We start from the raw sequence: 12,054 nt of genomic DNA on the forward strand, positions 1-12,054 counted from the left end.
ATTCTATTCGAGGTAGTCGCGTAGTGACTGCGACCGCGACGGGTGACGCAGCTTGGCCATCGTCTTGGATTCGATCTGGCGGATGCGCTCGCGGGTCACTCCGAAGGTGTCACCGATCTGGTCGAGCGTCTTGGGCATGCCGTCGCCGAGGCCGAAGCGCATCCGGATCACGCCGGCTTCGCGCTCGGAGAGCGAGTCGAGCAGGCTCTCGAGCTGCTTCTGCAGCATGGTGAATCCGACGGCGTCCGCGGGGACGACGGCCTCGGTGTCCTCGATGAGGTCACCGAATTCGCTGTCGCCGTCTTCGCCGAGCGGGGTGTGCAGGGAGATCGGTTCGCGGCCGTACTTCTGCACCTCGACGACCTTTTCCGGGGTCATGTCGAGTTCGCGGCTCAGTTCTTCCGGCGTGGGTTCGCGACCGAGGTCCTGGAGCATCTGGCGCTGCACGCGGGCGAGCTTGTTGATGACCTCGACCATGTGCACGGGAATGCGGATGGTACGGGCCTGGTCGGCCATGGCGCGTGTGATCGCCTGGCGGATCCACCACGTGGCGTATGTGGAGAACTTGAAGCCCTTGGTGTAGTCGAACTTCTCGACGGCGCGGATCAGTCCAAGGTTGCCTTCCTGGATCAGGTCGAGGAACTGCATTCCACGGCCCGTGTAGCGCTTGGCGAGCGAGACGACGAGGCGCAGGTTCGCACCCAGAAGGTGGCTCTTGGCGCGCGCGCCGTCCTTGGCGACCCAGAGGAGTTCGCGCCCGAGCGCACTCTTCTTTTCCGCGTCGGTCATCTGGGACATCTTGTCCTCTGCGAACAGCCCGGCCTCGATGCGCATGGCGAGCTCGACCTCTTCGGCCGCGTTCAACAGGGCGACCTTGCCGATCTGCTTCAGGTAGTCCTTGACGGGGTCTGCTGTTGCGCCGGTGATGGCGCTCGAGTAGACGGGGACCTCGTCCTCGTCGTCGACGAGGGACAGGACGAGCGCGCCGCTCGGGAGGGGCTCCGTCGGCGTCTTCTTGCCGTGGTCGTCGTCGTTGTGGTCGTCTTCGACCTCATCGTGACCGTTCAGGTCGTCGTGGTCGTCCGCGCCGGCCTTGGACTTCGCGCCGGCCCGCTTGCGCGGCGTGCGGTGCTCGTCTTCATCGTCGTCATCGTCGTCGTTGCCTGAACCGGCAGCAGCGACGGCGGCGGCATCGGATGCAGCTGCCGCTGCGGCTGCCTTCGCGACGGCGGCCTTGGTGGGGGCGCGCTTGATGGCGGGGGCCTTCGCCGCTGCCTTGCGGGCCGGGGCCTTGGCGGGGGCCTTCTTCGCGGCATCCGTCTCGGCAACGGTGGTCTCTTCGGTTGGCTCGGTCTTTGTGCGGGTTGCCATTCGAACACCTCTCATGCCGTCGGGTGTGCACCGGCGGCGCTGCCCGCAGGTGCGGTGAACCGGGGGAAACGGTCCGTGCGCCAAGCCGGGCAGATATGGATTTTGGGCAGTACTAGGACCCATGTCAAGTCCCGGGCTGCGCACCATCAACTGGTAACGGTGCACCCAGGACCAGAACGGGCCCTATTGACAATTATTGCATGCTTTGTGTATATAACGAGCCAGTTCAGGGCCTCTCGAACACGCTCAGCGCGAACGCGGACGCCGCCAGGCCCGCGCCACGGCGATCCAGAGGGGCGCCACCTCGACGCCCTCGTCGCGGGACAACAGGAATCGGGTGCGGCGCCGGGCGCGGAGCAGGAACACGACGCCGATCCCGACGACCAGGAACTGCACGAGGAAGGCGACCCGGAAGGATTCCAGGGAGTACAGGTTGCTCGGCGCTCCCCCGGCGACTCGCCAGCCATTCTGCAGGTCGAGCAGGACCCCGATCAGGTACACCATCACGAAACTCGCCGTGAAGCCGCCGACGTTCACGACGCCGTTGGCCGAGCCGTGGCTGCGTTTCGGATTGAAGCTGCGAGCGAAGTCGAACCCGATCAGGGAGCCGGGGCCGCCGATTCCGAGGGTGACGAGGAGTAGGACGATGAGCCAGAACGGTGGCGTTCCCGGCCAGGCGAGGACGACGGTCCAGGCCGCCGCCATCAGGATGACAACGGCGAGCACGATGTTGCTGCGGCGCTGGGGGTAGCGTGCGGTGAGGATGCCCAGGATGGGGCCGAAAACCATGCCGGCCGCGACGAGCACCATCAGCATCGAGGCGGCAAGAGCGGGGTCGTAGCCGAGGCCGTAGACCATGAAGGGGAAACCCCAGAGCATGCTGAAAACGGTTCCTGGCGACTGTGTCACGTAGTGCGACCAGAATCCGAGCTGCGTTCCCGGCCTGCGGAAGCTCTTCTTGAGCAGCACGAGCGCCTCCCGCAGGCTCGTCGGCCGAGCCTCGTCCGTCGATCCCACCGGCCGGTCCTCGATCACGACGATCACGACGACGAGCGCGACGACGGCGACGGATGCCGCGGACAGGAACGCGGGCGTCCAGCCGAAGGTGTGCAGCACCCAGGCGAGCGGAACGGCGGAGAGGACCTGGCCGAGCTGGCCGATGTTGCCGAGCCACTGCGAAAGCTGGGGCACAAGGGGGCCGTCGAACCAGGATCCGATCAGGCGGATCATGGAGATGAAGATGGCGGCGTCTCCCGCACCGACGAGCATCCGACCGGCGACGGCGGCGGTGATGTCGGTGGAAAACGCGAGGGTGACCTGTCCGCCGATCATCAGCGTTGTCCCGACGATCACGAGGATCCGGGGTCCGAACCGGTCGATGAGCACCCCGACAGGCACCTGCGCCGCTGCGTAGACCACGAGCTGCACGACGGCGAGGCTGGAGAGCAGCGCGGCGGTGCCGCCGAAGCGCTCAGACGCCGCGACTCCGGCGACGCCGAGCGACGTGCGCTGCAGGACTGCCGATAGGTACGCGAACGACCCGATGGAGAAGATGAGCCAGGAGCGACGGGAGTTCATTGCTCCCAATCTATCCGGTCCGGGCCGTTCCTCGGCTCAGGCGCCCGTGCCGTCGTCGCGGCTGCGGCGGGTCGCGAGGAAGTTCTCGAGTTCTGCTGCGATCTCGTCGGCGCTGGGAAGCTCGCCATCTTCATCGGTCAGGGGCGACCGCACGCTGCTGCCCTCCATGTAGGTGTCGTAGCGTTCCTCGAGGGTGCCAACGAGCTTCGCGAGCTCCGGGTTCTCGCGCACCTGTTCGTCGATCCGATTGATGAAATCGCGATTCTGCTCGCGGAGCTGGTCCGTCGGGAAGATCAGGCCGGTTGCCGCGCTCGTGCTCTCGAGGGCGGACAGCGCTGCGGCCGGGAATTCGGTGTCTGCGAGGTAGTGCGGGACGAGCAGCACGAACCCGACGACCGCGGCGCCGCTCTCGTGCAGGCGCAACTCCACGAGGTGCAGGACATTGGACGGAACCTGGGTGTGCGGACGCCAGACGGACATGCCCTCGATCAGGTCTGAGCGGGTGCCGCTCACGGTGACGCCGATCGGGCGGGTATGCGGAACCGGCATCGGGATCGCGTGCACCCACGTCGTCGATGCGACGCGGAAACGCTTGCCGATCTCGAGGACGGCGGCGGTGAACTGCTCCCAGCGGAAGTCCGGTTCGAAACCGGACAGCAGCAGGAACGGCTGGCCGATCTCGTCGTGCGCGAGGTAGAGCCGAAGCACCGGCGGCTGGTAGCCGGTGAGGTGGTCGCGATCGAAGTAGATGATCGGCCGCCTGGCCCGGTAGTCGAGGAGGACATCCGCGTCGAAGGACGCGATCAGCGTGTGGGTGAGGTTTCCGAGAAGGTATTCGGTGAACTGCGCCACCGCTCCCCCGGCGTCTGCGAACCCGGTCAGGCCCGCGACGAGGTTCAGGCCCTCGGGCACGGATGCCGATTCAGCCGTCAGCTCGTAGATGTCACCAGGATCGCGCATGCCGTTAACACTAGGCCGCGTCCTCGCGGCCGGGTGGGAATCCGCGGGTCCCCGCATAGTGCCGTAAGCGAACAGGCCACGCAGGCATCACCGGCCGAACGGGCCGCACAGGGGCGGCCAGTAGCATCGAAGGATGACCGCTCCCGTTCTCTCCGTGTCCGCACAACCCGCCATCGAATCAACCGCCGACGTCCTCATCGTGGGCGCGCTCCAGTCCGCAGACTCCGCGGTGCTCTTCGCCGACCCGGCGTTCACGGCCCTGTCCACCGTCCTCGCCGACCTCGGCGTCACGGGCGCACGGGACCAGGTGGTCCGCATTCCGGCATCCGTCGGCGGCGCGCGCACGATCGCAATCGTCGGACTCGGCAAGGACGCCGGTGTCGACGCCCTGCGCGCGGCCGCCGGTTCCGCCGTCCGCCAGCTGACCGGCGTCGAGAGCGTCGCCTTCGCGTTCCCGCTCGCGAGCACCGCCGAGCTCACCGCCGTCGTCGAGGGCGCCGCGCTCGGAGCCTATTCGTACACGGAGTACCGCCAGGCGTCCCTCGCGGGCACCCGGCTTCCCGCCGGCCGCGTCACCGTGCACAGTGCGCTCGACGGAACGGACGCCGTCGCCCACGCCCTCGTCGTGTCGGAGGCCGTCGCCCTCGTCAAGGACCTCGTGAACATGCCGGCGTCCGATCTGTACCCCGAGGCGCTCGCCGACCGCGCAGTCGCCGCCGCCGCAGACCTGCCCGTCACGGTCAGGGTCTGGGACGAGGCCGAACTCGCCGCCGACGGTTTCGGCGGCATCGCCGGCGTCGGCCAGGGTTCCACCCGTCCGCCGCGCCTGGTCAAGGTCAGCTACGCGCCCGAAACCGCGAGCCGTCACATCGCCCTCGTCGGCAAGGGCATCACCTTTGACACCGGCGGACTCTCCCTCAAGCCGGCCGGCTCCATGGTCGGCATGAAATACGACATGACCGGCGCTGCAACGGTGCTCGCTGTCGTGCTCGCCGCGGCCCGCCTCTCCCTCGACGTGCGCATCACTGCGTGGCTCTGCATCGCGGAGAACATGCCGTCCGGCAACGCGATCCGCCCGAACGACGTTCTTAGCATCCGCGGAGGCCGCACGGTCGAGGTGCTCAACACGGATGCCGAGGGTCGTCTCGTCCTCGCCGACGGGCTTGTCGCAGCGGGTGAGGAAGAACCCGACGCGATCATCGATGTCGCCACCCTGACGGGAGCCGCCATCGTCGCCCTCGGCAACCGCTACTACGGCGTCATGGGTGAAGACGCCCTCGTCGCCCGCGTGCTCGCCGCCGGTGCCGGTGTCGGTGAACAGCTGTGGGCGATGCCGCTCCCCGACGAGCTCCGCGCCACGCTGAACTCCGACGTCGCCGACATAGCGAACGCCAAGATGGGCTCGAGTGCCGGCGGAATGCTCCTCGCCGCCGTCTTCCTGCGCGAGTTCATCGGGACCCGCGGGACCGGGGACGATGCCGTGACCATCCCCTGGGCGCACCTCGACATCGCCGGACCTGCGCACAACACCGGAGGCGGCTGGGGCTTCACGAACGCGGGTCCCACCGGCGTTTCGGTGCGCGCTTTGCTGCGTCTGGCCGAGGACTTTTCGCGCCCGTAGTACAGTCGAGGTGGCATGGGGAAGAAAGCGCCCGGCTCACGGGTGTCATCGATTCCCGTCCCGCAGACTTTTTGTGCTTTTCCGCTTGTGAGTACGCGCTTGTGTCCAGCGCCCGTATGTGAATAAAAGGGAGTCCCTGAGTGTCGGAACAGAATTTTGACCTTGTCGTTCTCGGTGGAGGAAGCGGTGGCTACGCAGCAGCGTTGCGCGCCGTCCAGCTCGGCCTGACCGTCGGCCTGATCGAGAAGGGAAAACTCGGCGGCACCTGCCTGCACGTCGGGTGTATCCCGACGAAGGCCCTGCTGCACTCGGCCGAGGTGGCCGATGTCAGCAGGGAAGCCGCGAAGTACGGCGTGAAGACCCAGTTCGAGGGCATCGACATGGCGACCGTCACGGCCTTCCGTGAGGGAATCGTCGCATCCAAGTACAAGGGCCTCCAGGGCCTGATCAAGGCACGCGGCATCACCGTCATCCAGGGCGAAGGCCGCCTCGTGGCGCCGAACACCGTCCAGGTCGGCGACGACCGCATCGTCGGCAAGAACGTCGTCCTCGCCACCGGCTCGTACTCGCGATCCCTCCCGGGCCTCGAGATCGGCGGCCGCGTCATCACGAGTGAGCAGGCCCTCGAGTTGAACTTCGTCCCGAACAAGGTCGCCGTGCTCGGCGGCGGCGTCATCGGAGTCGAATTCGCGAGCGTCTGGAAGTCCTTCGGTGCAGACGTCACCATCATCGAGGCGCTGCCGCACCTCGTCCCGAACGAAGAGGAATCGGTCTCCAAGCAGCTTGAGCGCGCCTTCCGCAAGCGCGGGATCGAGTACTCGCTCGGCATCCGTTTCCAGAGCGTGACCCAGCACGAGAACGGCGTTGTCGTCACCCTCGAGAACGGCTCGACCGTCGAGGCCGAGATCCTGCTCGTCGCCGTCGGACGCGGACCGGTCACGGCCGGACTCGGCTTCGACGAGGTCGGCGTGGCGATGGATCGCGGCTTCGTCCTCACGGACGAACGCCTCGCGACGAACATCCCCGGCGTCTACGCCGTCGGCGACATCGTTCCCGGCCTGCAGCTCGCGCACCGCGGCTTCCAGCAGGGCATCTTCGTCGCCGAGGAGATCGCCGGCCTCAACCCGATCATCGTCGAAGACCTGAACATCCCGAAGGTCACATACTGCGACCCCGAGATCGCGTCCGTCGGCTACTCCGAGGCGAAGGCCTCCGAGAAGTTCGGCGCAGACCAGGTTTCGTCCTACGAGTACAACCTCGGCGGCAACGGCAAGAGCTCGATCCTCGGCACGAGCGGTTCGATCAAGGTCGTCCGGGTCAACGACGGCCCGATCGTCGGCATCCACATGATCGGCGCGCGCGTCGGCGAGCTCATCGGCGAAGGCCAGCTCGTCGTGAACTGGGAGGCGTACCCGGAGGACATCGCCCCGTTCCTGCACGCGCACCCGACCCAGAACGAAGCGCTCGGCGAGGCATTCCTGGCCCTGGCCGGGAAGCCCCTCCACGCGATGTAGCCGTTTCCCGGCTACCGACCGTCTATAAGCTAAGTACAGATCACATAATGGTTTTGAAGGAGACAAACGCATGAGCGAATCCGTTAGCCTTCCGGCACTCGGTGAGAGTGTCACAGAGGGTACGGTTACCCGCTGGCTGAAGAACGTGGGCGACCGCGTCGAGGTCGACGAGCCCCTGTTGGAAGTATCGACCGACAAGGTGGACACGGAGATCCCGTCCCCCGTTGCCGGCATCATCGAAGCGATCCTGGTTCAGGAGGACGAAACCGTCGAGGTGGGTACCGCCCTGGTCCTGATCGGTGACGGTTCGGCCGCCGCCGCTCCCGCACCGGTCGCAGCTCCCGTGGTCGAGGCCCCGGCCGCGGCTCCCGTGGTCGAGGCGCCTGCCGCCCCCGCTCCCGTCGCAGCCCCGGTCTACGCACCCGCCCCGGTCGCAGCACCCGTCGCCCAGCCGGTCTACGCCCCGGTCCCCGTCGCAGCACCGGCACCGGTCTTTGCGCCGGTTCCCGTTGCGGCTCCGGCAGCGGTCGCAGCGCCTGCGCCCGTCGCGGCACCCGTCGTGGCAGAGCCCGCCGTCTCCCGTGGCTCCCACGCAGGCACCTCCGGCTACGTGACCCCGATCGTCCGCAAGCTCGCGAACGAGGCCGGCGTCGACCTGTCCAGCGTCACCGGAACCGGTGTCGGCGGACGTATCCGCAAGCAGGACATCACGGCAGCCATCCCGGTCGCCGGCGCCGCGGCATCCGCCCCGGCATTCGAGGTCTCGCCGCTGCGCGGCACCTCCAAGCCGATGTCCCGGCTCCGAAAGGTCGTCGCCGAGCGCGCCGTCATCTCGATGCAGTCGTCGGCCCAGCTGACGACCGTCGTCGAGGTCGACGTCACGCGCGTCGCGATCTTCCGCGACAAGGTCAAGGCATCCTTCTTCGAGAAGACCGGCAACAAGCTGTCCTTCCTGCCGTTCTTCGCCCTCGCCGCCGCAGAAGCACTCCAGGCGAACCCGATCATCAACGCCACGATCGACGGCGACACGATCGTGTACCCGGCTCAGGAGAACATCAGCATCGCCGTCGACACCGAGCGCGGTCTGCTCACCCCGGTCGTGCGCAACGCCGGCGAACTCGACCTGGCCGGATTCGCGGCCCAGATCGCCGACCTCGCCCAGCGCACGAGGGACAACAAGCTCAAGCCCGACGAGCTGTCCGGTGGAACCTTCACGCTGACCAACACCGGTTCGCGCGGGGCACTGTTCGACACCCCCGTCGTGTTCCTGCCGCAGAGCGCGATCCTCGGAACGGGCGTCGTCTACAAGAAGCCGCTCGTCGTGACGAGCGGTGGCCTCGACGCCATCGCGATCCGCTCCTCGGTCTACCTGGCGTTGTCCTACGACCACCGCATCATCGATGGCGCGGATGCCTCACGCTTCCTCGTCACGATGAAGCAGCGTCTCGAGGCGGGCGACTTCGAAGCCAACCTCGGCATCTGAGTCGGCCAGTCGGCATGTCCGGCTAGCCGGCACGTTCTGCTAGCCGGCACGTTCTGCTAGCCGGCACCGAAGAACTCGCGTAATCGCCAACCGGCCTCGCCCTTGACCACAAGGATGGAGGCCGGTTTGTCGTTTCCGGGTGCCGCTCCGCCGACGGACAGGGCCACGAGCGCGAGATTCCCGATCCGGTTGACGACCGTCGGTAGGGAACCGTCGACGGTCGGGGCGCTGCTGTCGTGTGGATATCCCGTCGCGCTGCCCGTCGCACCGTCCGGCGCGTGCCCGATCAGGGCGCTGGCCCCTGCCAGTGCCGGAGAGTCCGGTTGGGACACTTCCGCAAGGCACTCCCGATCCGCCGTGACGAGGCACAGGGCCCGTATGCGGAGCAGCGCCGCGGTGGCAGCGGCGGGGTCCTCGCCCCGCAGGACGACCTGGTCAGCAGTGGTCGGACCCGTGGCGGGCCCTTCCCCGCTCCCGAGTGCAGACCGCGGAGGAACAGCGCCGACCGAAGACGGGTGCGCACCCGAGCTGAGTGACGGTGGGGCGAGCGCTGTCCAGGCGCCGACGACGAGGATGACGGCGACGGACGCTCCGGCCAGGATCAGGCCTCGGCGCCGCCAGCGGGCGGGGTCGTCCGCGGCCGTCCACGTGCCCCGGCGCGTCGACGGCCGGGGACTTCGCTCAGGACCCGGTCTCGTTCCAGGTCCGAAGGAGTGCGCCGCCCGGCCGCGGTGCGCCCGCGGCGCAGGCACCACGCGCCGGATTCCCGTCAGCCGTCCTCCGATGGTCCCGGCGACCTGAACCGCCCAGGCCCGCAGAAGCGGCCAGACGTGCGCGTCCAGCGCGGCCTCGAGGCTCGTCAGCGGACCCTGGCCGGGGGAACGCCCCCGGATGTCCGTCGACGTCCCGTGTCCCGGGGCGACGTCGTGCCCGCCGAACCGTACCGGTGCCGCGGGAGACCATTCGAACAGCGCCCGCTCGAGTCCGGCAAGCGCCTCCCGGTACGTGCCAGAGCGCCAGGCCGCGAACAGGGCGTCTGCCGGCGGCTGCCCGCGCTTCGCGACCCGGTCGAGAACGGCCTGCACAACATCACCGCAGGCGCACCTGGCCTCGCCCTGCAGTTCGTCGCGGTCCTGCCCCGGCGGCGGCAGGTCCCGCAAACCGCCCAGGCCCCCGACGACCGGTCGGCCCGCACCGTCGAACCGGATCACACCCGGGCTGATCCCCGGATGCAGCCAGCCCCCGTCGTAGAGCCGCGCAACGGCCGCGAGCACCGGCGCCAGGATCGTGACCGCCTCCCCCGGGTCCAGCAATCGCTCGCCGGCCAGGACCGCCCCGAGCGCCCCGCCGCGGTCCTCGGCCAGGACGAGGCAGACCCGGCCGTCCGGCAACGTCGCAACGTCCAGCAACCGGCCCACCCCGCCGTCCGGGATGCTCTCGAGGGCGCGCACCTCCCTGTCGATCGCCGCGCCGCCGGTGCCTGCGCCCACCGCGTGCACCTCACGGAACACCTTGAGAACGACGACCTCCCTCTGGCCGTCGATCCCGCCTTCGGCAGAGGCACCGAGGTAGACGTCGGACAGGTCACCAGAGCCGATGCGCCTCAGCACCCGGTATCCGGCGACGTTTCCGACGGCATCCGCTGGCTTCGCTGCGGAGTCCCCCACCACGGCAGGGGACTCCGCAGCAGGCGTCCTACTCCGCCGACTTCCCGCACGTCTCGTCACGCGGCGATCTTCGCCCGCTGAGAGCCGGCGGCAAGCCCACTCAGGACAGGCTGTGCACACTCCGGCCGATCCGGTAGCTGGTGAGGACGGGCTGACCTAGACTGGCCCAATGCTCGACTTTCTCGTCGCGGGGCTAAGCGCCAACTCCGTGCCGTATCTCGTGGGCCTTGAGCTCCAGCGCACCGTCCATCGTGCCGTTGTTTCCGGGGAACGCCCGGACACCGTCATCTTCCTCGAACACCCCGCCGTGTACACCGCGGGTAGACGCACGTCCGACGACGAGCGGCCGACGGACGGAACTCCCGTCATCGACACCGACCGGGGCGGCAAGATCACCTGGCACGGTCCCGGCCAGCTCGTCGGCTACCCCATCCTCCGCCTCGCCGAACCCATCGACGTCGTCGGGTACGTCCGACGCCTCGAAGGCATCCTCATCGATGTCCTCGCCGGGTTCGGAGTCGACGCTTGTCGCGTCACCGGACGGTCCGGGGTCTGGGTCGGCCGTCCCGGCTTCGAGGACAAGATCGCCGCCATTGGAATCCGGGTCGCCGAAGGCGTGACCATGCACGGCTTCGCGCTCAATTGCAACAACTCCCTCGAACCCTACGACCACATCATCGCCTGTGGCATCCGCGACGCCGGCGTCACCACGATCTCCCGCGTCCTCGGCCGGGAGGTGACACCGGAGCAACTGGTGGAACCGATCCGGGCCCGTTTCGCCGCGGAACTGGTGGCTGCCGCGTGAGCGCCGTGCCAGAGGGCCGCAAGATGCTGCGGCTCGAGATCCGCAACATGGAATCGCCCATCGAACGCAAACCCGCCTGGATCAAGACGGTCGCCAAGATGGGACCGGAATACCGGAAGCTCCAGGACCTCGTCAAGGGCGAGAACCTGCACACCGTGTGCCAGGAAGCCGGTTGCCCGAACATCTTCGAATGCTGGGAGGACCGCGAGGCGACCTTCCTCATCGGTGGCTCGCAGTGCACCCGGCGCTGCGACTTCTGCCAGATCGACACGGGCAAGCCTGCGGAGTACGACACCGACGAACCGAGACGGGTCGCGGAATCCGTCGTCGCGATGAACCTTCGGTACGCCACGGTGACCGGCGTCGCCCGTGACGACCTTCCCGACGAGGGTGCCTGGCTGTACGCCGAGACGATCCGGCAGATCCACGCGCAGAGCCCCGGTACGGGAGTGGAGATCCTCGTCCCGGACTTCTCCGGCAACCCCGACCTGCTCGGCGAGGTGTTCTCGGCAAAGCCGGAGGTCTTCGCGCACAACGTCGAGACGGTCCCGCGCATCTTCAAACGCATCCGCCCGGCCTTCCGTTACGACCGTTCCCTCGACGTGATCACCCAGGGCCGCGACGCCGGCCTCATCACCAAGTCGAACCTGATCCTCGGCATGGGCGAGGAGCGAGCCGAGGTCAGCCAGGCGCTCCAGGACCTCCACGACGCCGGAACCGACATCATCACCATCACCCAGTACCTGCGGCCGAGCGCCCGGCACCTCCCCGTCGCCCGGTGGGTGCGGCCGGAGGAGTTCGTCGAGCTGAATGCCGAAGCGGAGGCCATCGGATTCCTCGGGGTGCTCTCCGGTCCGCTCGTGCGCTCCTCCTACCGGGCAGGACGCCTCTGGGCGCAGTCGATGCTCGCGACGAACCGCGAGGTGCCCGCCGAGCTCCGCCACCTGGCGGATGCCTCCCTCGGCTTCGCCCAGGCCGTCGCCCGCCCAGGCCGCATCGTCGCTGACTCGACCGAAAATCGGTCATCGGAGATTCTGGCGACTCGGTAAACTCGA

At 68.2% G+C, this 12,054-nt stretch carries 9 protein-coding genes; 5 read left to right on the forward strand and 4 right to left on the reverse strand.

All coding sequences use genetic code 11. The features are described from left to right. Positions 1-3: 3 nt before the first annotated feature. The 3 genes from E3O50_RS04610 to E3O50_RS04620 all read right to left on the reverse strand — a co-directional run bounded on the left by E3O50_RS04610 (position 4) and on the right by E3O50_RS04620 (position 3,909). A complete protein-coding gene (locus E3O50_RS04610; protein ID WP_134446514.1) occupies positions 4-1,371 on the reverse strand; it encodes an RNA polymerase sigma factor in 1,368 nt (455 codons plus the stop codon). Positions 1,372-1,617: 246 nt separating this feature from the next. Beyond that, positions 1,618-2,949, reverse strand: coding sequence for an MFS transporter (locus E3O50_RS04615; RefSeq protein WP_134446513.1), 1,332 nt, complete (start codon positions 2,947-2,949; stop codon positions 1,618-1,620). Between the two features lie 36 nt (positions 2,950-2,985). After that, the gene (locus tag E3O50_RS04620; RefSeq protein WP_134558417.1) at positions 2,986-3,909 is read right to left on the reverse strand and encodes a PAC2 family protein; all 924 of its coding nucleotides are present in this window, start codon (positions 3,907-3,909) and stop codon (positions 2,986-2,988) included. A gap of 133 nt (positions 3,910-4,042) precedes the next feature. Between E3O50_RS04620 and E3O50_RS04625 the strand changes: the two genes are divergently transcribed. The 3 genes from E3O50_RS04625 to E3O50_RS04635 all read left to right on the forward strand — a co-directional run bounded on the left by E3O50_RS04625 (position 4,043) and on the right by E3O50_RS04635 (position 8,527). Then, positions 4,043-5,530, forward strand: a complete 1,488-nt coding sequence (locus E3O50_RS04625; protein WP_134558418.1) for a leucyl aminopeptidase — start codon at positions 4,043-4,045, stop codon at positions 5,528-5,530. A gap of 140 nt (positions 5,531-5,670) precedes the next feature. Beyond that, on the forward strand, positions 5,671-7,044 hold the full coding sequence (lpdA, locus tag E3O50_RS04630) for a dihydrolipoyl dehydrogenase (protein ID WP_134446510.1): 1,374 nt from the start codon (positions 5,671-5,673) through the stop codon (positions 7,042-7,044). A 70-nt stretch (positions 7,045-7,114) separates the two neighbouring features. Next, the gene (locus E3O50_RS04635; RefSeq protein ID WP_134558419.1) at positions 7,115-8,527 is read left to right on the forward strand and encodes a 2-oxo acid dehydrogenase subunit E2; all 1,413 of its coding nucleotides are present in this window, start codon (positions 7,115-7,117) and stop codon (positions 8,525-8,527) included. 56 nt (positions 8,528-8,583) lie between these two features. Here the strand turns inward: E3O50_RS04635 and E3O50_RS04640 are convergent, their stop codons facing one another. Beyond that, entirely contained in the window at positions 8,584-10,194 is a 1,611-nt protein-coding gene (locus E3O50_RS04640) for a hypothetical protein (RefSeq protein ID WP_134558420.1), read from the reverse strand. 169 nt (positions 10,195-10,363) lie between these two features. On the opposite strand from E3O50_RS04640, the gene lipB reads away from it, so the two are divergent. After that, entirely contained in the window at positions 10,364-10,999 is a 636-nt protein-coding gene (gene lipB / locus E3O50_RS04645) for a lipoyl(octanoyl) transferase LipB (protein WP_134446507.1), read from the forward strand. After that, positions 10,996-12,048: a lipoyl synthase gene (gene lipA / locus E3O50_RS04650; protein WP_174774581.1), complete on the forward strand. Its 1,053-nt coding sequence runs from the start codon at positions 10,996-10,998 to the stop codon at positions 12,046-12,048. The genes lipB and lipA overlap by 4 nt, the downstream gene beginning before the upstream one ends. Positions 12,049-12,054 lie beyond the last annotated feature (6 nt).

This window comes from Cryobacterium sp. MDB1-18-1, assembly GCF_004402735.1.
In the GTDB taxonomy this organism is placed as follows: Bacteria; Actinomycetota; Actinomycetes; order Actinomycetales; family Microbacteriaceae; genus Cryobacterium; species Cryobacterium glucosi.